At 58.5% G+C, this 23655-nt stretch carries 23 protein-coding genes and 1 tRNA gene; 11 read left to right on the forward strand and 13 right to left on the reverse strand.

What is annotated here, in order from left to right:
• Positions 1–192 precede the first annotated feature (192 nt).
• Positions 193–1563, forward strand: a complete 1371-nt coding sequence (locus ALP40_RS11715; protein ID WP_122208463.1) for a gluconate:H+ symporter — start codon at positions 193–195, stop codon at positions 1561–1563.
• Positions 1564–1566: 3 nt separating this feature from the next.
• On the opposite strand, the gene ALP40_RS11720 is transcribed toward ALP40_RS11715, so the two are convergent.
• Entirely contained in the window at positions 1567–2760 is a 1194-nt protein-coding gene (locus ALP40_RS11720; RefSeq protein ID WP_122208429.1) for a XylR family transcriptional regulator, read from the reverse strand.
• Positions 2761–2924: 164 nt separating this feature from the next.
• Between ALP40_RS11720 and xylA the strand changes: the two genes are divergently transcribed.
• The 4 genes from xylA to ALP40_RS11740 all read left to right on the forward strand — a co-directional run bounded on the left by xylA (position 2925) and on the right by ALP40_RS11740 (position 8200).
• Entirely contained in the window at positions 2925–4241 is a 1317-nt protein-coding gene (gene xylA, locus ALP40_RS11725; protein WP_122208430.1) for a xylose isomerase, read from the forward strand.
• Positions 4242–4409: 168 nt separating this feature from the next.
• The gene (xylF, locus tag ALP40_RS11730; protein ID WP_122208431.1) at positions 4410–5408 is read left to right on the forward strand and encodes a D-xylose ABC transporter substrate-binding protein; all 999 of its coding nucleotides are present in this window, start codon (positions 4410–4412) and stop codon (positions 5406–5408) included.
• Positions 5409–5506: 98 nt separating this feature from the next.
• On the forward strand, positions 5507–7063 hold the full coding sequence (xylG, locus tag ALP40_RS11735; protein WP_122208432.1) for a D-xylose ABC transporter ATP-binding protein: 1557 nt from the start codon (positions 5507–5509) through the stop codon (positions 7061–7063).
• A complete protein-coding gene (locus tag ALP40_RS11740) occupies positions 7064–8200 on the forward strand; it encodes a sugar ABC transporter permease (RefSeq protein WP_122208433.1) in 1137 nt (378 codons plus the stop codon).
• Positions 8201–8215: 15 nt separating this feature from the next.
• On the opposite strand, the gene ALP40_RS11745 is transcribed toward ALP40_RS11740, so the two are convergent.
• From ALP40_RS11745 to dapA, 7 genes are all read right to left on the reverse strand, one after another.
• Positions 8216–8617: a type II toxin-antitoxin system MqsA family antitoxin gene (locus tag ALP40_RS11745; protein WP_073164218.1), complete on the reverse strand. Its 402-nt coding sequence runs from the start codon at positions 8615–8617 to the stop codon at positions 8216–8218.
• 2 nt (positions 8618–8619) lie between these two features.
• Positions 8620–8922, reverse strand: a complete 303-nt coding sequence (locus ALP40_RS11750) for a type II toxin-antitoxin system MqsR family toxin (protein ID WP_122208434.1) — start codon at positions 8920–8922, stop codon at positions 8620–8622.
• Between the two features lie 240 nt (positions 8923–9162).
• A tRNA-Ser gene (locus tag ALP40_RS11755) sits at positions 9163–9252 on the reverse strand.
• Between the two features lie 92 nt (positions 9253–9344).
• The gene (gene purC, locus ALP40_RS11760) at positions 9345–10055 is read right to left on the reverse strand and encodes a phosphoribosylaminoimidazolesuccinocarboxamide synthase (RefSeq protein ID WP_122208435.1); all 711 of its coding nucleotides are present in this window, start codon (positions 10053–10055) and stop codon (positions 9345–9347) included.
• A gap of 28 nt (positions 10056–10083) precedes the next feature.
• Positions 10084–10842 carry an MBL fold metallo-hydrolase gene (locus ALP40_RS11765; protein ID WP_122208436.1) on the reverse strand — a complete coding sequence of 253 codons (759 nt, stop codon included), beginning with the start codon at positions 10840–10842 and terminating at the stop codon, positions 10084–10086.
• Positions 10843–11961, reverse strand: a complete 1119-nt coding sequence (gene bamC, locus ALP40_RS11770) for an outer membrane protein assembly factor BamC (RefSeq protein WP_122208437.1) — start codon at positions 11959–11961, stop codon at positions 10843–10845.
• Between the two features lie 18 nt (positions 11962–11979).
• Complete coding sequence (gene dapA / locus ALP40_RS11775) at positions 11980–12858, reverse strand: 4-hydroxy-tetrahydrodipicolinate synthase (protein ID WP_122208438.1); 879 nt, start codon at positions 12856–12858, stop codon at positions 11980–11982.
• A 325-nt stretch (positions 12859–13183) separates the two neighbouring features.
• Between dapA and ALP40_RS11780 the strand changes: the two genes are divergently transcribed.
• Both ALP40_RS11780 and ALP40_RS11785 read left to right on the forward strand, forming a co-directional pair.
• Entirely contained in the window at positions 13184–13747 is a 564-nt protein-coding gene (locus ALP40_RS11780) for a glycine cleavage system protein R (RefSeq protein WP_122208439.1), read from the forward strand.
• Positions 13748–13756: 9 nt separating this feature from the next.
• Entirely contained in the window at positions 13757–14230 is a 474-nt protein-coding gene (locus tag ALP40_RS11785) for a peroxiredoxin (RefSeq protein WP_122208440.1), read from the forward strand.
• A gap of 51 nt (positions 14231–14281) precedes the next feature.
• On the opposite strand, the gene ALP40_RS11790 is transcribed toward ALP40_RS11785, so the two are convergent.
• Both ALP40_RS11790 and ALP40_RS11795 read right to left on the reverse strand, forming a co-directional pair.
• Entirely contained in the window at positions 14282–15352 is a 1071-nt protein-coding gene (locus ALP40_RS11790; protein WP_122208441.1) for an AI-2E family transporter, read from the reverse strand.
• 33 nt (positions 15353–15385) lie between these two features.
• The gene (locus ALP40_RS11795) at positions 15386–15637 is read right to left on the reverse strand and encodes a sulfurtransferase TusA family protein (protein ID WP_122208442.1); all 252 of its coding nucleotides are present in this window, start codon (positions 15635–15637) and stop codon (positions 15386–15388) included.
• Positions 15638–15777: 140 nt separating this feature from the next.
• Between ALP40_RS11795 and ALP40_RS11800 the strand changes: the two genes are divergently transcribed.
• On the forward strand, positions 15778–17211 hold the full coding sequence (locus ALP40_RS11800) for a M48 family metalloprotease (RefSeq protein WP_122208443.1): 1434 nt from the start codon (positions 15778–15780) through the stop codon (positions 17209–17211).
• A gap of 77 nt (positions 17212–17288) precedes the next feature.
• Here the strand turns inward: ALP40_RS11800 and nadA are convergent, their stop codons facing one another.
• The 3 genes from nadA to ALP40_RS11815 form a co-directional block, all read right to left on the reverse strand.
• Entirely contained in the window at positions 17289–18347 is a 1059-nt protein-coding gene (nadA, locus tag ALP40_RS11805; RefSeq protein ID WP_122208444.1) for a quinolinate synthase NadA, read from the reverse strand.
• Between the two features lie 252 nt (positions 18348–18599).
• Positions 18600–19823: a lipase family protein gene (locus ALP40_RS11810; RefSeq protein ID WP_122208464.1), complete on the reverse strand. Its 1224-nt coding sequence runs from the start codon at positions 19821–19823 to the stop codon at positions 18600–18602.
• A gap of 36 nt (positions 19824–19859) precedes the next feature.
• Complete coding sequence (locus tag ALP40_RS11815; protein ID WP_122208445.1) at positions 19860–20495, reverse strand: LysE family translocator; 636 nt, start codon at positions 20493–20495, stop codon at positions 19860–19862.
• A 471-nt stretch (positions 20496–20966) separates the two neighbouring features.
• On the opposite strand from ALP40_RS11815, the gene ALP40_RS11820 reads away from it, so the two are divergent.
• From ALP40_RS11820 to ALP40_RS11830, 3 genes are all read left to right on the forward strand, one after another.
• Positions 20967–22049 (forward strand): nitronate monooxygenase family protein, encoded by a 1083-nt coding sequence (locus ALP40_RS11820; protein ID WP_122208446.1) that lies wholly within the window; start codon positions 20967–20969, stop codon positions 22047–22049.
• 11 nt (positions 22050–22060) lie between these two features.
• Positions 22061–22450 carry a tautomerase family protein gene (locus ALP40_RS11825; protein WP_122208447.1) on the forward strand — a complete coding sequence of 130 codons (390 nt, stop codon included), beginning with the start codon at positions 22061–22063 and terminating at the stop codon, positions 22448–22450.
• A gap of 206 nt (positions 22451–22656) precedes the next feature.
• Positions 22657–23550, forward strand: coding sequence for a DUF1460 domain-containing protein (locus tag ALP40_RS11830; protein WP_259640700.1), 894 nt, complete (start codon positions 22657–22659; stop codon positions 23548–23550).
• Positions 23551–23655 lie beyond the last annotated feature (105 nt).

A 23655-nucleotide genomic window follows, 5' to 3' on the forward strand; every position in this document is an offset into this window, starting at 1 on the left:
TCAGTAAACCTCCCGCTTCAATTTACAGCCCTCTTTAACAACCATTCACGCCGATACCTGTGAAAAATTAACTGCGACACAATGTCGCAATCGGGTATCGTTTGATAAATTGCAACAAATTGTATCAGCTCCTCCGTAAAACGAGCCTTTGCAAACGCCTGAATTGAACCCGAAATCGTAAGGGGGTCCATGTTGGATCTGTCGTCCGCTGCCTGGGTGTTTCACGATACCCGTTTGATTGTCTGCTGCCTGATTGCGATCGCCACCATTATCGTGCTGATCAGTGCCACCAAACTCCCACCCTTTCTGTCGATCCTTGTGGGCACGTTCATCGCGGGGATAGGCGCCGGGCTGCCTGCCGAAGCCGTTGCGAAAGCGTTCAGCAAAGGCGCAGGCGGTATTTTGGGTGAAGCCGGAATCATCATTGCGCTGGGCGCGATGCTTGGGGCATTGATGGCAGAATCCGGCGCTGCGGATCGGATCGCGTCGAACCTGCTGGGGCTAGGCAAGGGCAAGACGCTGCCGTGGGTCATGGCGCTGGTGGCGATGGTCATCGGGCTGCCGCTGTTCTTCGAAGTGGGCCTGGTGATGATGGTGCCTATCATCTTTGTCATGGCGCGCCAGTCCGGTCAGCCCTTGCTGAGGATCGCCATCCCCGCGCTTGCGGGCATGACCACCCTGCACGCCCTGATGCCTCCGCACCCAGGCCCTCTGATCGCGGTCAGTGCGCTGCATGCCGATCTGGGGTTGACCATGCTGTTGGGGCTTTGCGTCGCAATACCTGCCGTGATACTTGCTGGCCCGATTTACGGCAACTGGCTTTCGAAACGCATGCACATCGAAGAGCCTGCCGAACTGGGGCAACTGTTCAGCGCCAAACCCGACGTCAGCCGCCAGCCGAGCTTTGGCATTTCGCTGCTGATCATTCTATTGCCGGTGATTCTGATGCTCGGCAGTACGCTGGCCAAAGTGGCGATGGCCCCTGAAAGCAGTGCTGCGCTCACCCTCAAGTTCCTAGGCGAGCCGCTCGTCGCACTGGGCATCGCAGTGTTGGCTGCGACGGTGTGCCTGGGCTGGGCCAACGGCCTTTCCCGCGAGCACGTCGGCGGGACCCTGCGCAAAAGCCTGGCACCGATTGCCGTGCTGCTGCTGACCATCGGCGCAGGCGGCGGTCTCAAGCAGACGCTACTGGATGCCGGGGTCAGCCAGACCATCAGCAAGGTGGCGGAAGGCGCACACATGCCCTATCTGCTGCTGGCCTGGCTGATCGCCGTAGCGCTGCGTCAAGCAACGGGGTCGGCCACCGTAGCGACCACCACGACGGCAGGCATTCTCGCACCGATGATGGCCGGTCTGGCCCCGGTCGAAGCCTCCTTGGTGGCGCTGGTGATTGGCGCAGGCTCGGTGTTCTTCTGCCACGTCAACGATGCCGGGTTCTGGATGGTGCGTGAATATTTCGGCCTGCAACTGAAGCAGACGCTCTGGGTATGGTCGGTGTTGCAGACCATCGTGTCGGTGGTCGGGCTGGTGGGCACGTCGTTGCTGTGGCATTGGTTGACGTGAGGCTCAGCGGCATGCCCGCCTCTCGCTCCCGCCCTGCTGATACGCCCTGGGCGTGCAACCGAACTCGCGGCGAAATACGGTGTGCAGGTATTGCGCCGAGGTGAAGCCGCATTCGCGGGCGATGTCGGCAATGGCCGAGTCGGTGTTTTCCAGGCCGCTGGCCGCAGCAGCCAGTTTGAAGCGCAGGATCTCGTCGTGAACGCTGCAGCCCCGCACCTTGCGAAAATGCGACTCCAGTGAAGAACGTGACACGCCCACGTAATTTGCCACCTGCGCCGTTTTGATCCCCTGACACGCATACTGGCGAATGAACAGCAGCGCCTGCATCACGTAAGGATCTCCCAACGGTTGGTGCAGACTTGAAGCTTGCACGTTAATCGCATCGGGCGGGATCAGAACCTGTGTGCCGGTGGACGGCATGCCGTGCAACATTTGGTGCAGCAGGTGCGCAGCCGTGCGCCCCATCGTTTCAGTGCCCTGGATCACCGAACTCAAGGGCACACGGGTCAGGGTTCGGGTCAGCGGATCGTTGTCGATGCCGATCAGCGCCACCTGCTCCGGCACGGCAATGCCCGCCGTCAGACAGGCTTGCAGCAACTGCCTGGCCCGGGCGTCGCTGACGGCGATGATGCCAATGGGTTTGGGCAGGCTCTGCAGCCAGGCGATCTGTTGCTCGACGGCGCTGTCCCAGAGCGGCGCGCTGGTCCCCATCCCTCGATAGATATCGACAGGCAAACCATCGCGTTGCAGCAACCTGCGAAAGGCTTTCTCTCGCTCCTGCGCCCAACGATTGGCTTGTGATTCCGGCAGGCTGAAACAGGCGAAGCGCGTCAGTCCGGCCTCGATCAGATGCTCATAGGCCAGGCTTATCAACGCATCGTTGTCCGTGGCCACGTAGGGGATGCCTTTCGGATAAGCCCGCGCATCCTGATAGGAACCGCCCACCGCGACGACCGGCAGTTTGATTCCGGCCAGGGCCTCACCGATCAGGGGATCATCGAAGTCGGCAATGATGCCGTCGCCCTGCCAGCGCTCGATGCCTCGCAAACGACAAAGAAAATCTTCCTCAAGAAACAGGTCCCAGGACGCCCGGGTGCTGCTCAGGTAATTGCCGATGCCGCTGATAATGCCGCGGTCGTAGATCTTGCTGCCGTTGAACAGCAAGGCGATTCGGTGAACCGGGGGTACAGTTTTCATTGTTTTTATACTGACTGGAGAGCGGTGCCTTGGGTTGAAGACTAGGCGCCCGGCGAACAGATCTCAACTCAAAATCGCACTGAGTGTTGGTGACTTTCATAATCAACGGGCACAGGGGCGTTGCTAGTATCGGGACACCGCTCAGAACAATAAGGAACACGCCCATGTCGCATTTCCCCACTGTCGACAAGATTCGTTACGAAGGGCCGGCCAGCGATTCTCCCCTCGCCTTTCGCCATTACGACGCCAACAAACTGATCCTCGGCAAACCCATGCGCGAGCACCTGCGCATGGCGGTCTGCTACTGGCACACCTTCGTCTGGCCTGGCTCGGACGTGTTCGGCGCAGGCACGTTCAAACGCCCTTGGCAGCGTCCGGCAGATCCGATGGAGCAAGCCATCGGCAAGGCTGAAGCCGCTTTCGAATTCTTCTCCAAACTGGGGATCGACTATTACTGCTTCCACGATACCGATATAGCGCCCGAAGGCAGCTCACTGAAGGAATACCGCAACAACTTCGCGCAGATGATCGATCACCTGGAGCGCCATCAGGAACAGACCGGCATCAAGCTGTTATGGGGCACAGCGAACTGTTTCAGCAACCCGCGCTTCGCTGCCGGTGCTGCCAGCAACCCCGACCCCGAGGTATTCGCCTTCGCCGCCGCTCAGGTGTTCAGCGCCATGAACGCCACCCAGCGTCTGAAAGGCTCCAACTATGTGCTGTGGGGCGGTCGCGAGGGTTACGAAACCCTGCTCAATACCGACCTGAAACAGGAGCGTGAACAGTTGGGCCGTTTCATGCGCATGGTGGTCGAGCACAAGCACAAGATTGGCTTCACAGGCGACCTGCTGATCGAGCCCAAGCCGCAGGAACCCACTAAGCACCAATACGATTACGACAGCGCCACGGTGTTCGGCTTTCTGCAGCAGTTCGGCCTGGAAGACGAAATCAAGGTCAACATTGAAGCCAACCACGCGACGCTCGCCGGGCACAGTTTCCATCATGAAATTGCCACCGCGGTTTCGCTGGGTATCTTCGGCAGCATCGACGCCAACCGCGGTGACCCGCAGAACGGCTGGGACACGGATCAATTCCCCAACAGCGTCGAAGAGATGACCCTCGCCACGTACGAGATTCTGAAAGCCGGCGGTTTCAAGAATGGCGGCTTCAACTTCGACTCCAAGGTCCGTCGCCAGAGTCTGGACGAAATCGATCTGTTCCACGGGCACGTTGCGGCGATGGATGTGCTTGCCCTCTCGCTGGAACGCGCAGCCGCAATGGTGCAGAACGACCAGCTCCAGCAGTTCAAGGACCAACGCTACGCGGGCTGGCAACAGCCGTTTGGCAAGGCCGTGCTGGCGGGCGAGTTCAGCCTTGAATCACTTGCGCAGAAGGCGTTCGCCGACGAGCTGAATCCCCAAGCGGTCAGCGGTCGACAGGAAATGCTGGAGAACGTGGTCAATCGGTTTATCTACCGCTGAGCCGGTGCGATGATCACTTCAAAGCCAGGGGCGTGCAGTCACCGCGAGGCGGTTACATTCTCGCGACAAATCTCTGCGCGCAGCGCCTCGCCGTTCTCTACAGTTTTACCGGCAATCCGTTAACCGTCAGGCAGTGTCTTTCAAACAACAATAAAAGGACGCACCACCATGAAACTACGACTCACGCTACTCGCCAGCGCTTTGGCCCTGCTCTCGCTTCCCGTGATGGCCGATTCCGCGCATCCAAAAATCGGCTTCTCCATCGACGACCTGCGCCTTGAACGCTGGTCGCGGGACCGTGACTACTTCGTCGCAGCGGCTGAAAAAATGGATGCCAAGGTCTACGTACAGTCGGCCGATGCCAATGAGCAGAAGCAGATTTCGCAGATCGAAAACCTTATTTCCCGTGGCGTCGATGTCATCGTCATCGTGCCCTTCAACGCCACCGTACTGACCAACGCCGTTGCCGAGGCCAAGAAAGCCGGAATCAAAGTCGTGTCGTACGACCGATTGATCCTCAACGCCGACATCGACGCCTACATTTCCTTCGATAACGAAAAGGTCGGCGAGATGCAGGCCAACGGCGTGCTGCAAGCGGCGCCCAAGGGCAACTACTTCCTGCTCGGCGGCGCACCGACCGACAACAACGCCAAGATCCTGCGTGAAGGCCAGATGAAGGTGCTGCAACCGGCCATCGACAAGGGCGATATCAAGATTGTCGGCCAGCAGTGGGTCAAGGAGTGGAACCCGACCGAAGCCCTGAGCATCGTCGAAAACGCCCTGACCCGTAACAACAACAAAATCGACGGTATCGTCGCCTCCAACGACGCGACTGCCGGCGGTGCCATCCAGGCCCTCGCCGCGCAAAAGCTGGCGGGCAAGGTGCCGATCTCGGGGCAGGACGCTGACCTGGCAGCGGTCAAGCGCGTGATCGATGGCACCCAGACCATGACCGTTTACAAGCCGCTCAAACTGATTGCCTCGGAAGCGGCCAAGCTCTCGGTGCAGTTGGCCCGCAACGAGAAGCCCACCTACAGCTCGCAGTACGACAACGGCAACAAGAAGGTCGACACCATCCTGCTCACGCCAACGCCACTGACCAAGGACAACATCGATTTGCTGGAGAAGGACGGCTTCTACACGAAGGCGCAGATCGCTGGGCAATGAGCGATCAGGCTCGATTGAACGCCTGAGGATGAACCGCAGGGCCGGATGACACCTGTCCTGCGATACGTCTCGTGTTGCCTCTGTGTGAGTGCCTCGTCATGTCCGATTATCTGCTGCAAATGAATGGCATCATCAAAATCTTCGACGGCGTCAAAGCCCTGAATGGCATCGATATCAAGGTCCGCGCCGGTGAATGCGTCGGCCTGTGCGGCGAAAACGGTGCCGGTAAATCCACGCTGATGAAAGTCCTGTCAGCGGTCTATCCCCATGGCACCTGGGAGGGTGAAATCCTCTGGGACGGCCAGCCACTCAAGGCGCAATCGATCAGCGAAACCGAAGCCGCAGGCATCGTCATCATCCATCAGGAACTGACCTTGGTGCCTGACCTGTCGGTGGCGGAAAACATCTTCATGGGCCATGAGCTGACCCTGCGCGGCGGTCGGATGAACTACCCCGCCATGATCCACCGTGCCGAAGCGCTGATGCGTGAACTCAAGGTCCCGGACATGAACGTGGCGCTACCGGTTTCGCAATACGGCGGCGGTTACCAGCAACTGGTGGAAATCGCCAAGGCGCTGAACAAACAGGCGCGACTGCTGATCCTGGATGAACCCTCCTCGGCGCTGACCCGCTCGGAAATCGAGGTGCTGCTGGACATCATTCGCGACCTCAAGGCCAAGGGTGTGGCGTGTGTCTATATCTCCCACAAGCTCGATGAAGTCGCTGCGGTGTGCGACACCATTTCGGTGATTCGCGACGGCAAACACATCGCCACCACCGCGATGGCCGACATGGACATCCCTAAAATCATCACCCAGATGGTCGGCCGGGAAATGAGCAACCTCTACCCCACGGAGCCCCACGAAGTGGGTGAGGTGATGTTTGAGGCCCGCCACTTCACCTGCTACGACGTCGACAACCCGAAGCGCAAACGGGTCGACGACATTTCATTCACGCTCAAACGCGGCGAGATTCTCGGCATTGCCGGGCTGGTCGGGGCCGGCCGCACGGAACTGGTGTCGGCGCTGTTCGGGGCCTACCCCGGTCGCTATGAAGGCGAGGTCTGGCTGGAGGGCCAGCAGATCGACACGCGCACGCCGCTCAAATCGATCCGCGCCGGGCTGTGCATGGTCCCGGAAGATCGCAAGCGCCAAGGCATCATCCCGGACCTGGGCGTGGGCCAGAACATCACCCTCGCCGTGCTGGACAGCTACTCGAAGATGACCCGCATCGACGCCGAAGCCGAACTGGGCAGCATCGACCGGGAAATCTCGCGCATGCACCTCAAGACTGCGAGCCCCTTTCTACCGATCACCAGCCTGTCCGGCGGCAATCAGCAGAAGGCCGTGCTGGCCAAAATGCTGCTCACCAAACCGCGCGTACTGATCCTCGATGAGCCCACGCGCGGCGTCGATGTCGGTGCCAAATATGAGATTTATAAACTGATGGGCGCGCTGGCAGCGGCTGGCGTGTCGATCATCATGGTGTCTTCGGAGCTGGCCGAAGTGCTGGGCGTCTCCGACCGCGTGCTGGTGATTGGCGAAGGACAGTTGCGTGGCGACTTCATCAATCAGGACCTCACCCAGGAGCAAGTGCTTGCCGCCGCGCTCAGCCATCCCGATAGCCATCACCATAATGATCGGAAGACCGCGTAGATGAATCAGGTCAAACAGCTCTTCTCCCGCTACAAAATGCTCGCGCTGGTCATCGCTGTGGCGATCATCTGGCTGTTCTTCAGTTGGCAGACAGAAGGAGGTTTCCTGACCCCGCGCAATCTGTCCAACCTGCTGCGGCAGATGTCGATCACCGGCATCCTCGCCTGCGGCATGGTGCTGGTGATCATCAGCGGCGAAATCGACCTGTCGGTAGGCTCATTGCTCGGCCTGTTGGGCGGGCTGGCCGCGATCCTCGATGTGGTCTACCACATACCGTTGCTGGCCAATTTGAGCCTTGTCGCGCTGTGTGGACTGATGATCGGCCTGGCCAACGGCTACATGACCGCCTACCTGCGTATCCCGTCATTCATCGTCGGCCTGGGCGGCATGCTGGCGTTCCGCGGCATCCTCTTGGGCATCACTGGCGGCACTACCATTGCGCCCGTGTCGCCGGAGCTGGTGTACGTCGGCCAAGGCTACCTGCCACATGCGGTCGGCACCGGCCTGGGCATCGTCCTCTTCGCCTTGACCCTGTTCCTGACCTGGCGCCAGCGCCGCAACCGCGCCCTGCACGGCCTGGCCGCCCACTCTATGGTTCGCGACGCCACACGCGTGGTACTGATCGGTGCAGTGCTGGCCGGCTTCGTCTACACCCTCAACAGCTACGATGGCATTCCGGTTCCAGTGCTGCTTCTGCTGGTCCTGCTCGGCGTATTCAGCTACGTCACCAGCCAGACCGTGTTCGGCCGCCGGGTTTACTCAGTCGGCAGCAACATGGAAGCCACGCGCCTGTCGGGCATCAACGTGCAAGCCGTCAAACTGTGGATCTTCGGCATCATGGGCGTCATGTGCGCCCTTGCCGGCATGGTCAACACCGCCCGCCTCGCGGCAGGCTCACCTTCGGCCGGCAACATGGGCGAACTCGACGCCATCGCCGCCTGCTTCATCGGCGGAACATCGATGCGTGGCGGGTCAGGCACGGTCTACGGCGCGCTGCTGGGAGCGCTGGTGATTACGAGCCTGGACAACGGCATGTCCATGCTGGATGTGGACAGCTACTGGCAGATGATCGTGAAGGGCAGCATTTTGGTGCTGGCGGTTTGGGTGGATGTGAGTACGCGGACGGGGCGGCGGTAGTCCGGGGTTGAAGCGCTAAGCTGTTCGGACTTCGCTCAGAAGCTCGGGGTGTCGATCCAGCAGCCTGAGCAGCTTGATCAATGCAAGGGGCGGTTTCGTCTTGCCGTTTTCATAGCGTGAAAACGCATTGACACCTCCGCCGAAAATTTCCGCCGCCTCGCGCTGATCAAGCGCCAGCTTCTTGCGAACCGTGGTGATGAACGCCGGGTCCACAATCGAAGCGTTCACCTGCTTGTTGAACTCAAGCATCGCAGTGCTGACCCGGGTGGATTCGATCGAATCCAGGATCGCCTCGCCACACGCAGGGCAATAATCGCCTGTCACAAGAGGGATTAAAGTCGATTCGGTTTTGTACACGTATGACATATCACGCCTGTCATGCACCAACTCTGCCGCGCCACAAGATGGGCATTTCATGTTCACAGCTCCTTGAAGGACACGATGAGCACGTCATCAATGACCGTAAGTTTGAGGTAGACCTCTCCCGCAACCGTCTTGCAACGATAAACGTCCTGCCAGATCCGATGGTCCGCATGTGTTGTCATGCTTTTGTAGAAATCTGATGCGGCCAAAGCTCTGACGATCCCGACAATGCCGTCAAAATCGAAGCCCAGCGCCGCGCCACCCATCAGAGCCGAGCGCGTCGAGCGGACCTTCCCCGCTTCAATCAGGCTTCTGACGACAGTCAGTTTGCAGTGAGGTGTCCTTTTCTCAACGCTCAAAAATTAACCTACTTGGTTTAAATTGGCAAGTAGGTTAATTGAGATGACTAGCGCAGGCTAGGCTGGGTTTGTAGCTGGGCGTAACAGAGGTTGTTGATCTGTTCGGTGCGGCCTAAACGATACGGGAAAGATGCGTCAAAACATGCCGGAACTCGTCACACCCACGAATTTGTCTCAACAGCCCTAACAGAACGGAAACGAAAAAGCCCCAGAAGCATCGCTTCTGGGGCTTTAAGTATATGGCGGAGAGATAGGGATTCGAACCCTAGGTACCGGTGAAGGTACAACGGATTTCGAATCCGTCCCATTCGGCCACTCTGGCATCTCTCCAACGGCGCGCATCATAACAGCATCAAGACGTAACGCGAAGCCCTAAGGGCATTTTTTTTCGTGCTATCAAACGCTTGCGTCGTTTTTGCAGCTTAAAGCGGTACACCCAGACGGTTGGCGACTTCTTCGTAGGCTTCGATGACATCACCGAGGCCTTGGCGGAAGCGGTCTTTGTCCATCTTCTTGCGGGTGTCTTTGTCCCACAGACGGCAACCGTCGGGGCTGAACTCGTCGCCCAGGACGATTTCACCGTGGAACACGCCGAATTCAAGCTTGAAGTCGACCAGCAACAGGCCTGCGTCGTCGAACAGCTTCTGCAGGACTTCGTTGACCTTGAGCGACAGTTCTTTCATGCGAACCAGTTGCTCGGCGGTGCCCCAACCGAATGCCACGACATGGGATTCGTTGATGAACGGGTCGCCCTTGGCGTCGTCCTTGAGGAACAGTTCGAAGGTGTACGGATCGAGCTTGGTACCTTCTTCGATGCCCAAGCGCTTGACCAGGCTGCCGGCAGCGTAGTTACGTACGACGCACTCGACCGGGATCATGTCCAGTTTCTTGACCAGGCATTCGTTATCGCCCAGCAGTGCGTCGAATTGGGTCGGAACGCCCGCTTCTTCCAGCTTCTGCATGATGAAGGCGTTGAACTTGTTGTTCACCATGCCTTTGCGGTCCAGCTGTTCGATGCGCTTGCCGTCGAACGCCGAGGTGTCGTTACGGAACAGCAGGATCAAGCGGTCAGCGTCGTCGGTCTTGTAAACCGACTTGGCTTTGCCGCGGTAGAGTTCTTCACGTTTTTCCATGATGGGCTCCGCTTGCTAAGTAGTTGGGCTAGGCGATGTGTCGCCAGTCGAGCCCTGAATCTTGATCGGCCAATTGTAGCCAGTCCGGGTCGCACCCAAGGGTGTCGACAAAACATTGCCGGGCCAGATGCGGCAGGTTGTTCTTGCTGCTGAGATGAGCCAGCACGAGGTGCTGCAAGCCCTGCCATCCCAGTTCGCTCACCAGGTTGGCAGCCTGATGGTTGTTCAAATGTCCTGTTTCACAGCCCACGCGCTGCTTGAGGAAGACCGGATAATGGCCTCGGGCAAGCATGTCGCGGCAGTGATTGGCTTCGATCATCAAGGCATCCAGGCCGTGATAACGCTGCAGCACGTTCGGGCAATAAGACCCAAGATCGGTCAACAAACCAAAGCGGCGCCGACCATCATTGAAGACGAATTGCGTGGGTTCGAGCGCATCGTGCGAGACGGACACCACATCGATGTCCAGCGCACCAACCTGTAACCGCTCGCCACCGGTCAACAATCCCGCTGCTTCGACCGGCTTGCGCATCCCGCGCAACGTGCCGCCGCTGAGGTAGACCGGCAAATTGTAGCGTCGAGACAGCAAACCCACGCCATGCACATGATCGGCATGTTCGTGGGTCACCAAAATCGCGCTCAGTTGTTCGCCAGCGACACCCAGACGAGCCAGGCGCCGCTCGGTTTCCCGCAGGGAGAAACCGCAATCGACCAACACGTACGTATCGTTGCTTGCGACCAGCGTGCCGTTGCCACGGCTGCCGCTGCCCAGAACCGCGAAGCGCACTTAACCCAGGTTGTCTTGAATAACGCTCAATACGCGGCGGGCGACATCTGCCGGCGCAACGGTATTGATGTTCTTCTCGACCGTGACCTGAACGTTGTCACCCACCTTGCTCAGGCGAACCTGATAGCGCTCGGCACGTGCATCGATCTCTTCCTTGCTGGTCTTGCTGCCGAACATGCGGCCGAAGAAACCAGGCTCGTTTTCAGGCTTTTGAGCCTTCTCTGCGAGGTTGATGTAGTAAAGGCCCAGACTGCGGTTGATGTCTTCGACACGCCAGTCACCCTGGTCCAGCGCACGGCCGACACTCGACCAGGCACGATCCAGATCGGCACCCAGGTTCAGGACCGGGTTGCCGCTGCCGTCTTCACTCAGGGCAACACGGCTTGGAGTATCGAAGTCACGCGCTGCCAGGAGGGAAATGGAACCGCCCTTCTCGGCGTTGCGGCTCATGCTGGCCAGCAGATCGTCGGTCAGCGCGGCATCCAGGCCCAGGTTGGTGGTGCGGTTCGGGAACGCCACATCGGCGGTGCTGCCTGCCGGACGTTCGACGCTGACCACATACACTTCACTGGTGTTGCGCTGCACGCCCGGTTCGATGCGAACCCGCACGCGGGTTTGCGAATCGCTCGAGACGCCGCTGGCCGTCAGACGCTTGGCCACCGAAGCGGACAATTCGTCGAGGCGCTGCCAGGAGGAGCTGAATTCGCCGGTCTGCGGACGCTCTTCTGCGATGCGGAAGCCGTTGTCTTCGAAGTACTGATGCGCAACCGGCCAGACTTCGGCAGGTTGGCGCTGAGCCAGGATCCAGTGAGCGTCACCGCTCTTCTGCAGACTGAAATCGCTCGAGTCGGCAGTCGTTCCCAGCGGCAGCGGACGCGGAACGACGTATTCACCGTCCTTCTGCGTGCTGTCGGCCACGTTGCGCGGAATCGGCAACAGCGGGTCCAGGCGTTTGACGCCCGTGACGTCGGCGGGCACCTGCATCGGAGCCGTCTGGGAGGCCTGAAGGTAATCGCTGCCGCGATCGCGGAAGTAACCGTCTTCACCCCACAGCCAACCGCAACCACTGGTGCTGGAGATAATCAAGGCAAGTGCAGAAAGTCCGGCCAATCGCTTCATTGCGTAATGCTTCCTCAATTAAACCAGGACGCCGGACTGGCGCATGGCCTGTCGCAGCGGTTCGTGACAGGCTTCGCTGAGCCAGGTGAGCGGCAGACGGATACCGTCAGGCATCATACCCATTTCATGCAAGGCCCACTTCACGGGGATAGGGTTGGATTCGATAAACAGTGTGTTGTTGAGCGGCATGAGCGTTTCATGAATCGCCCGGGCTGCTTCGGCATCGCCACGCATGGCCGCTGCGCACAGATCGCTCATGGCGCGCGGGGCAACGTTGGCCGTGACCGAGATATTGCCTTTGCCGCCCAGCAGCATCAATTCGACAGCCGTGGCGTCGTCACCGGAATACACCAGGAAGTCGCTGCTGACGCCGGCAAGAATGTCACGGGCCCGCTGCAGGTTACCGGTGGCTTCCTTGATGCCGATGATGTTCTTCACGGCAGACAGGCGCACGACGGTTTCCGGCAGCATGTCACAGGCGGTACGGCCTGGCACGTTGTAGAGAATCTGCGGAATGTCGACCGCGTTGGCGATGTGGCTGAAATGCTGGAACAGGCCTTCCTGGGTCGGCTTGTTGTAGTAAGGCGTCACCAGCAGGCAAGCGTCGGCACCTGCAGTCTTGGCATTGGTGGTCAGTTCGACCGCTTCACGCGTTGAATTGGCGCCTGTGCCGGCAATCACCGGAATACGGCCTTTCACCTGATCGACCACGCGACGGATGACTTCGATGTGTTCGTGCACATCGAGCGTCGCCGACTCGCCCGTGGTGCCGACGGCAACAATGGCGTTGGTGCCCTCTTGCAAGTGGAAGTCCACCAGTTTGCTCAGGCTGTCCCAGTCAAGACGACCTTGTGCATCCATCGGTGTGACCAGTGCCACCATACTGCCCGCAATCATGCAACCGCTCCTGCCGGAAAAAGAGAGCCGTAATGGTACTGGCGCTATCATGCTTGTACAAGCGAAGTACCGCGCTCTGAGCATTCCCCTGAGCGATGGTTTTCGCTACCCTTCGTCCTTTGATCGGTACTGGTCACCTGCGCACCTCGCTCAATCGGTCGAATTTGTCGCCAGAAGCCCTGCCCCAGCGCACTCCAGCCCAGCATTGGCTTTGTCATGCAGGCAAGGCGTGCCGGGGCCAAGGTCGGCATCCGGCGCTCTCGATTGTCGAAAAAGCCCCGCAAGTCCAAAAAAGTACCGACCGCTCATCGTCTAGGAATGCTGCATGTCGTCCACCCCCACAGTTCGCGAACAATTCCTTGTCATCAGTGCCCTTGGCGCAAATCCCATGGAGCTGACCAACGTCCTGTGCCGAGCCAGCCATGAAAACCGCTGCTCGGTGGTTACCTCGCGCCTGACCCGCCACGGCGAGTGCAGCGCACTGATCCTTCAGGTTTCAGGCAGCTGGGATGCTCTGGCACGCCTTGAAACCGGCCTGCCGGGTCTTGCCAAGAAGCATGCGTTCACGATCAGCGTCGTGCGCAGTGCTACCTCGGAGAGCCGCCCGGAAGCCCTGCCCTATGTGGCCTACGTCAGTTCGGCGTACCGCCCGGACATCATCAATGAGCTGTGCCAGTTCTTCATCGACCACAACGTCGAACTGGAGAACCTGATCTGTGATACCTATCAGGCCCCGCAAACAGGCGGCACCATGCTCAACGCCACCTTCACCGTCACGCTGCCCGCCGGTACGCAAATCAGTTGGTTGCGTGATCAGTTCCTCGACTTTGCCGATGCACTGAATCTCGACGCGCTGATCGAACCCTGGCGCCCACAAGCCCCGATGTAAGGAATTCTCATGGCCGTTGCAGTAGATCAATCCGTTCCCGACTTCCAGGCTGCCGCCACCAGCGGCCAGACCGTCACCCTGTCCGAGCTCAAGGGCCAGCAGGTCGTGATCTATTTCTATCCGAAAGACAACACACCAGGCTGCACGACGCAGGGTCAGGACTTTCGCGATCACATCGCGCAGTTTCAGGCCGCCAACACCGTAGTGCTGGGCGTGTCCCGTGACAGCTTGAAGACCCACGAGAACTTCAAGGCCAAGCAATCGTTTCCGTTTGAGCTGATTTCAGACAAGGACGAAGCGGTCTGCCAGTTGTTCGACGTGATCAAGCTCAAGAAGCTGTACGGCAAGGAATACCTTGGCGTCGACCGCAGCACCTTTCTGATCGACAAGAACGGTGTGCTGCGTCAGGAATGGCGTGGTGTGAAAGTGCCGGGCCATGTGGCCGAAGTACTGGCCCAGGCTGAAGCCCTGAACAAGGCCTGATGTGAAACATCGCTGCGGCGCGCAATGCACCGCAGCGATGCTCAACTAACGCTACAGCAAGGGCGCCACGGTTGGCTCGTTGCGCGGCCAGGCATCGAGAACGGCCTTGAACAGGGTCGCTAGCGGAATTGCGAAGAAAATCCCCCAGAAGCCCCACAGCCCCCCGAACAGCAGTACGGCGCAGATAATCGCGACCGGATGCAGGTTGACCGCTTCGGAGAACAGCAACGGCACGAGCACGTTGCCATCCAGCGCCTGAATGATGCCGTGAACCATCATCAGATAGATGAACTGATCACCCCAGCCCCACTGAAACAGGCCGATCAGCGCAACAGGCACGGTCACCACGACTGCACCCACGTAAGGTACGACCACCGAAATGCCCACCAGCATTGCCAGCAGCGCGGCGTAGTTGAGCCCCAGTGCAACAAACGCGATATAGGTCACGCCACCACAGATGAAAATCTCGATCACCTTGCCACGGATGTAATTTGCGATCTGGCGATTCATTTCTTCTGCGACCCGGTTGAGCAACGCGCGCTCACGCGGCAGATAGCCCCGCGCCCAGCGTCCGATCATGCGGCGGTCCTTCAGGAAGAAGAACACCAGAATCGGCACCAGCACCAGATAGATCATCAGGTTGACCAGCAGCGGCAGGCTCGACAGGGAAAACGTCACGGCCAGTTGTCCGAACTTGCCGATCTCGCCACGGGCCACTTCGATCGCCTGCAGCACTTGCTCATCGGACACCAGATGCGGGTAGCGCTCGGGCAGCAGCAGTAACAGCGATTGCCACTTGGCAAGCATGCCCGTCAGCTCGTTGAACAGCGTGATCAGTTGATGCCAGAGCAGCGGAACCAGCACCAGCAGGAAAACCAGCAGCGCACCGATGAACAAGGCAAACACAAACCCTACTGCGGCCACCTCCGGAATACGAAAACGCTCCAGAAAATTGACCACACCCTGCATCAGAAACGCCAGAACCAACCCGGCAAGGACCGGTGCCAGCATGCCGCCCAGCGTAAGCACCAGGGTAAATGCCAGAAACAACAGAACGGCCAGCACCACGGCTTCTTCGTCAGAGAAGTAGCGCTGCACCCAACCGCGAAGCACATTGAACATCAAACATCCTTTTTTGGAAAAAAGTCGCGGGCATCAGGCCTTGCGCAGCCAATAACGATAAACACCCGCCTCCACTTCTTCATGCACCAGTTCATGACCAGCCAGGCGAGCGAACGTACGGAAATCACGCTGAGAGCCGGCATCGGTCGCAACGACCTTCAGCACAGCCCCGCTGGCCAGACGATTGAGTTCCATTTTGGCCTTGAGCAGGGGCAGCGGGCAGTTGAGCCCGGAGGCATCAAGCTCGGCGTCACACGCCTCGGGGCGTGCTACTGGGTCAGACATCGTTTCTCTCCTGGCAGACACATCGAATTACAAAGCAGGCCGCAAATGGCAGTGCAGGCCAGCCAGCAAGAATACCTCACTCTGGTCAGCACGCCATTTAGCCAGCTACAGTACAGGTTCTTAAGAAAAGAGCTTCGTGCATGAATTTTTTGCGTCCTACACTGCTCACGCTCGCCTGCCTGTTTTCCGTGCCGAGCATGGCCGATGACCTGCCATCCCTTGGCGACGCGAGCTCTTCAATCGTTTCTCCCGAGCAGGAACACAAGCTGGGCCGTGCCTGGCTGGGCCTGCTGCGTGGCCAGGTCAGCCAGCTCTCGGATCCCCAGCTCAAGGATTACGTCGAGACGTCGGTCTATCGTCTGGCCGAAACCAGTCAGGTTCAGGACCGTCGCCTCGAATTCATTTTGATCAACAGCCCCCAGTTGAACGCTTTCGCCGCACCCGGCGGGATCATCGGCGTCAACGGCGGCCTGTTTCTCAACGCTCAGACCGAAGGCGAGTATGCGTCGGTCCTCGCCCACGAACTGGCTCACTTGTCGCAGCGCCACTTCGCCCGGGGCATCGAAGCGCAGCAGCGCATGCAAGTGCCGGTCATGGCGGCGATGCTCGCCGGCATCGTGATGGCCGCAGCAGGTGCCGGTGATGCGGGTATCGCGGCTATTGCCGGTTCGCAGGCCGCTGCCATTCAGGAGCAGCGCCGCTTCTCGCGCCAGAACGAGCAGGAAGCCGACCGCATTGGCATCCTGAACCTGGAAAAAGCCGGTTACGACCCACGCAATATGCCGACCATGTTCGAGCGCCTGATGCGTCAGTATCGATTCGATGCAAGGCCACCCGAGTTCCTGCTGACTCACCCGGTCAGCGAGTCGCGGATCGCCGACACCCGTAACCGCGCCGAACAGGCCAAACCGGGCGGCAAGGAAGACAGCGTGCTGTATCAACTGATGCGGGCACGCGTTGCGCTGATCTATGAGGAAACCCCAGGGATCGCCGCCAAGCGCTTCCGGGCGCAACTGATGGAAAACCCGAAATCCGACGCGGCGCGCTATGGCCTGGCCATCGCTCAGATCAAGGGCGGCCAGCTCAACGAGGCGCGTGAGGGCCTTAAGCCTCTGCTGGAAAAAGCGCCGAACGACATCACCTACAACCTGACGCAGATCGACCTGGACATCACCAACAACCGCCTCGCCGATGCACAGCAGCGGGTTGATCGCATGCTCACGCTGTACCCCAACAACTATCCGCTCAACAACGTGCGCATTGATGTGCTGCTCAAACAGAACCGCACTGCCGAAGCCGAGAAAGGCCTGGAAGCGCTGCTGAAGACGCGTCCCGATGACCCGGACATTTGGTACGTCGTGGCAGAAACCCGGGGCCTGAATGGCAACACAGTGGGCCTGCACCAGGCTCGCGCTGAATACTTTGCGCTGGTCGGCGATTTTCGTCAGGCCATTCAGCAACTGGACTTCGCCAAGCGCCGAGCCGCCAACAACTTTCAGCTGGCGTCACGGATCGACGCACGACAGAAGGACCTGATCGAGCAGGAGCGCATGGTCAAGGACATGATGAACTGACAGCACCATACGCCCGGCCCTGAAAACAGAAAGCCCGACCATTGAGTCGAGCTTTTCGTGTGTTGCGCCAATACCCGTCAGGCATTGCCCGCCTGTTTCATGCGCGCCGCCCGGGTGAAATCGAGCATGCGCTGCAACGGACGTACCGCGTTGGGTATCACTGCGGGGTCGACGAATATCTCGTTAGTGCCCTCTCGCAGGCACTGCAAGGTGCGTTCCAGCGTGTTCATCGCCATCCACGGGCAGTGTGCGCAACTGCGGCATGCGGCGCCATTGCCCGCTGTCGGCGCCTCAATAAAGATCTTGTCCGGGCACACCTGCTGCATCTTGTAGAAAATGCCGCGATCGGTGGCCACGATGAAGGTTTTGTTCGGCAGGCGTTGCGCGGCAGCGATCATCTGGCTGGTCGAGCCCACGACGTCGGCCAGTTCGATGACCGCCTCCGGCGACTCCGGGTGAACCAGAATCGCAGCCTCGGGATACAACGCCTTCATGTCTTCCAACTGCTTGGACTTGAATTCCTCGTGGACAATGCACGCACCGTCCCACAGCAGCATGTCGGCACCGGTTTCACGCTGGATATAGCGCCCCAGGTGCTTGTCCGGCGCCCAGATGATCTTTTCGCCGTTGTCCATCAGGCTTTCGACAATTTCCAGCGCGCAACCCGACGTCACCACCCAGTCGGCACGGGCTTTGACCGCTGCCGAGGTGTTGGCGTAAACCACCACAGTGCGCTCCGGGTGCTGATCGCAAAACGCCGAAAACTCGTCCACCGGGCAGCCCACATCCAGCGAGCACGTGGCTTCCAGGGTTGGCATGAAGACGCGCTTTTCCGGGTTCAGGATCTTGGCGGTCTCGCCCATGAAGCGAACGCCCGCCACCAGCACCGTACTGGCGGCGTGGTTGTTGCTGAAACGCGCCATTTCCAACGAGTCGGCCACGCAGCCGCCAGTCTCCTCGGCTAACGCCTGGATCACTGGGTCGCAGTAATAGTGAGCCACCAGCACCGCATCCTGCTTCTTGAGCTCGGCTGCGATTTCGGCGCGGTAATGCGCCTGCTCTTCTGGGCTCAACGCCTTGGGTTGCTTGGCATCGAGATGCGCTTGTACCAGAAAGCGTTCGGAAATCTGTGTCATGTTCGCGGGACCTGAAGGCGCTTGAGCGCGAAAGGCAAGTTTACACCCGAAAGACAGGCATTAAAAAAGCCGACGGTCCTCATTGTGATGAGACCTTCCGGCTCTTGCGCAGGGAGTGGTCCTGCGTGTGAAGGCGGGGCAGATTCTAACTTTAAAAAACTGATTTAACAGCAGTTTTGGAAAGGTCCCGCACGATGAGAATAACTCGTATTTTGGGGCGCGGTAGCCGGGCACCTTTACAACAGCAATTGTCTAAACGCGCGGTATGACGGTCTTGCAGTTACCCGTCATGTACTCGCCTGAAAATGCCTTGCGAACAAACTTCACCGAATCGACCAGCGACCCGTTAACTGTTCCCGAATGATCCAGCTCGGGATAAAAATGCCACTCGATCCGACTGCCTGCTTTACAGGCATCCGCCACCAATGCAGTTTGCTGGGCAACGGAAACATCGTGGTCCTGCCCGCCTGTCCCGATAAAGACTGCAATATCCGACTTCAACGTCGGATAGGCGGAGGCGAGATTGATCTTGTCGAGAATCGACGCGGGTGAACGTTTGAAGCTGTTGTCGAAGGTGAGTTTGTCCGAAATGACCCTGCGCTCAATGGCATGCAGACAGGCAGTCTGGCTGAGCTGGAATGCGGGTATTGCGCGCTCACTCAAATAATCGGTGGGTACGAAGGAGGGATCGAGCAGCACGCCGGTCCTCAGCCTCAACAGGTTATAGGAAAGCGTCGAAGGTGTTGATCCGCCCGCCCTGCCCGGTCGTTTATGCACACCGGCGTAAGGCGTGCCTGTGGCCACGACACCCACAATGTTCAGCTCTGGCGCATACGTTGCGGCATAAACCGCCGTAGCGAAAGCCGCTCGGCCACCCTGCGATTGGCCGAATACCACGATCCGTTTCGAAAGGTGGAAACCGGAACCCTGAGCCGCTCGAATACTGTCGAGGATGTTGAACGCCAAGGGGCGGCTGAGCCCGTAAGGATGGGGCCCGGGCATGCCGAGCCCTTGATAGTCGGTCGCGACCACCGCATAGCCTTGCGCGAGCCATTCATTCAAATAACGGGTGTCACGCGGACTGCGCTCTGCAAACGATGGAGCACAAACATCAGCGCTGCCCACCGTACCGTGCGCCCATGCCATCAGCGGCCAGCCATCCGGTGGCGGGGTTCCTGCGGGTATGAATAAAGCGGCGGAGACAACGACCTGCCTTTTGCTGTCGAGGCCGTCAGTCGAGGTGTACAGGAACCGGTTATTTACGGCTGCATTGCCAAGGCTCTCTGGTGCAGGCAATGGCTCGGCTCGAAGCATCTTTCCGGGCACTGCCGGAACGCGACCGGTCCATGCATAGAAGCCAGGCATCGCCTCCTCACCTGACGGATTAACGGCGGCATCGACGCCTCCGATTTGCAGCCCTAAAAGCAAAATGAACAGCGCGCTTAAATACGCCCGGTCTGACGGGTGACGTGACATGTCGAGATACCGCAGCGTCTTTTTCCACATGCATCCCTACGCCGCTTTCGATTTGAGCGTAAACAGACTGGCGCCAAGCAACATGAACGATGCGCCGAAGATGCGATTCATCTTTTGCATGCGTGCTGGTGAGTTCAGGTATTTTTTGATCACCTGCGCAAACATCGCGTACAGGAAGTGAGAGGTTACCGCGCATGCCGCAAAGGTGGCGACCATCAGGGCAAGTTGACTCATGGCCGGGTCATTACCGTGGATGAATTGAGGCAGAAATGCGGCGAAGAACAGAATGGCTTTAGGATTGGTGATTGCGACGGACACGCCGTGCAGGATCAACTTGCCCACCGAAGCTGTTTGCACGACCTTCTTGTCGATACCGTAATAAGCCGTGTCACGAGTACGCCATTGTTTGATGCCTAAAAAGACAAGGTAAGCCGCACCGGCCACTTTAAGCACCATAAATGCCGTCGCCGAGGCTGCCAGCAACGCCCCAAGACCGGCAATGGTTGCGGTAGACACCACCAGCAATCCGAGCGCATTGCCCAACGAACCGATCATCGCCCGACCTGGTCCGTAGGCCAGCGAGTTGGAAAGCGCCATGATGACAGCAGGACCGGGCGTCAGCGTGATCAACATTGCAACCAGCGTGAAAACCAACCATTCGTGTAGGGTCATGACGCGCGGCTCCAGACTTATTTGAGATTTCAGGTACGCTCAAGGAGTCGAGACATTACCAAGTCGCAGCCTTGTCTGTGTAGAAATTCGGTCAATGACTGTTGTTTAAGATTGATCATAAAAAACACCCGGCATTGCTCATGCGCACAATGCCTTAGCCAGGCTCGGATCAGCGACTTAACGTTTTTTCATCCACGTATTAAGTTCGTGCTCAGAACTTCAACACCAGGCCGCTGCATCGGCTCATTCAAAGGCTATTGATGTCCGGGGCATGACTGGACGTCGACATGACAGGGGGCCCCATTCGGCGTAATCACCTTGAGTCAAAACGACAAAATCGCTAGGCGCCAGCAGTCTTTAAGACCGCGTCAAAAAGACTCGGATAACAACCTTGCGGTTGATTCATAAGGATTATTCAGGTGGCACGCCTGTTGCTCCATAGATAACAACGTCCGATCATCTGGAGTCGAAATGTCCTGCACCGATTTATCGCATCTTCTGGGAATCGAACATCCCATCATCCAGGCGCCAATGGTAGGCGTATCCACGCCCGCGCTGGCTGCGGCTGTATCCAATGCCGGTGCGCTTGGCTCCATCGGCCTGGGTGCCAGCAATCCCGATCAGGGGCGCAGCCTCATACGTCAGACAAGGGCACTGACCGCCAAGCCATTCAACGTGAACCTGTTCTGCCACACACCGGCCATTTTCGATGAAGCGAGAAACCAGGCATGGTTAACGCACATGGCCAAAACGTTCGCCGAGTTTGACGCCGAACCACCCCGGACGCTGCGCGAGATTTACCAAAGCTTCATTGATGATCGAGCGATGCTGGAAATGCTGGTGGAGGAGCGGCCAGCGGTGGTCAGCTTTCACTTCGGCGCACCCTCGAAAGAGTGGATCGCCGAACTCAAACTGGCCGGGATATTCACGATGGGGTGTGCAACCACATTGCTCGAAGCCAGGCAATTGGAGCATGCAGGCATTCAGGCGATCGTCGCTCAGGGCTACGAAGCAGGCGGCCACCGTGGCGTATTTGACGACGCGCCCGGGCAGGATCATGAACTGGGGTTGTTCGCGCTGTTGCGAATCATCAGCTCATCGGTCGACTTGCCGGTGATTGCGGCCGGGGGAATCATGGACGGTGCTGGTATAAACGCCGCTACGGCGCTCGGCGCCAGTGGCAGCCAGCTAGGCACGGCTTTTATCCTGTGCCCGGAATCGTCGGCCAGCCAGGAACATCGAGACGCTCTCAAAACAGCCAAAGCCCACAGGACGCGCATTACCCGTTGCATTTCGGGGCGTCCGGCCCGCGGGATCGTCAACCGCTTTTATGGGGAAGCGCTGGATGCAAACATCCCTCGCCCGGCCGAATACCCACTCGCCTACGACCTGGCAAAAGCATTACATGCAGCCGCTGTTGCCAAGGGCTGCCATGACTTCGCGGCTCAATGGGCCGGGCAAGGCGCCCCAATGGCCAGAGAGATGCCCGCCGCACTGCTTGTTCAGACCCTCGTTCGAGAAATGCATGAACACCCAACCTCATCCGCTGTTTAAAGGTAGCCGATATGCCACTGCTCAAAATCGATCTCATCAAAGGCCGCTCCGACGAAGCATTGGCGACACTGCTGGAAACCGTTCACAACGCAATGGTTGAAGCCTTTCAAGTTCCGACAAGGGACCGCTACCAGATTGTGACTGAGCATGAGCCGTCACGAACGGTCATTCAGGACACAGGGCTTGGATTGACCCGGACCAACGATGTTGTCGTCATTACCGCGATCAGCAGGCCACGCTCGGCTGAAATGAAGCAGACGTTCTATAAGCTCGCGGCTGAAGGGCTGGCGATGAATTGTGGGGTGTCGCCACAGGATTTGATGATTTCTATGGTCATCAACAGCGATGAAGACTGGAGCTTCGGGCTGGGGCGAGCGCAGTTTTTGACCGGAGAACTATAAGCCCGAGCCAGGCTTGAATCGCCACGCTGGCTCGATGAAATCCGACGTGGCGATACGTATCACACCCCCGATGAACCTTAAACAAATTTTCACTGCACACCTGTCCGGAAAGCCTGCAATGTGAAGCGATAACTGCCTCTCTGATACGATCGGGCAATGAGCCGAAACTCGCTCAGTCCTCAACAATGCTGGCATGGATATAAGTGATAGTGAACCAGACACGAAGAATAGCGCTGCTGGCATTAACGACTGCGCTACTGACGGGATGTGTCGTTTCTCAAACCCATGCGCTAAACCCTGCGCCTATGGATCATGCAGAACTGCCCCACCCCGGCCAGGCCAATCTGGACGCTTACACATCAAAGGAAATTGATACAGCACTGGGCGCAGAAGCCAACGACAACACTCTTGCTACAGGTCAGCGAACCAACGATGTTTCAGCCGTTTTTCTAGGAACGCCTTATCGCGCAAACATGCTGCAGGGGGCGAACAGCACGCCGGAACGACTGGTCATTGATTTCAGAGGGCTGGATTGTTTTACGTACCTGGAATATGTGGAGGCGCTGAGAGCATCCACGTCAAAACACGATTTCATAAACCAATTAATTCAAACCCGTTACAAGAATGGCGATATCGGCTTTTTGAGTCGCAGGCATTTCTTCAGTGACTGGGCTGGCAACGGCACACTCGGCCTGGCAGATGACATCACGGCTCAAACAAGCCCCGACGCAGTAACCGTTGAGAAAAGCCTTAATAAAAAAGCCGATGGCGGCGCTTACCTCCCAGGCTTACCCATTGTTAAACGTACGATCACCTATATCCCCAGCAAACGCATCGGCAAGAAGGTGCTCAGTCGTTTGCAGACCGGCGACTACATCGGCCTCTACACGCCGCTTGCGGGACTAGACGTAACCCACGTCGGCTTTTTCATCATGACGGACAAAGGCCCAGTCCTCAGGCACGCATCGTTAAAAAAGGGAAAGGTCGTCGACCTGCCCTTCCTTGAGTACGTGTCACAGAAACCGGGGATCATCGTTTACAGACCTAAAAAACAGCCAGGCCAACGTGATGCTCATGGGAACGTACTGCGAGTGGGTTGACGCCATGCAGTCCTGCGCATGGCCTTACAGAACCGGACTCTGTGCCCAAAAGCCAATGCACCCACAGTCTGCCTATCGAACCTTAATGTTCTTTCTATTAGAAAT

Origin of the sequence: Pseudomonas viridiflava (assembly GCF_003702045.1) — a bacterium.
Classification (GTDB): Bacteria; Pseudomonadota; Gammaproteobacteria; order Pseudomonadales; family Pseudomonadaceae; genus Aquipseudomonas; species Aquipseudomonas viridiflava_C.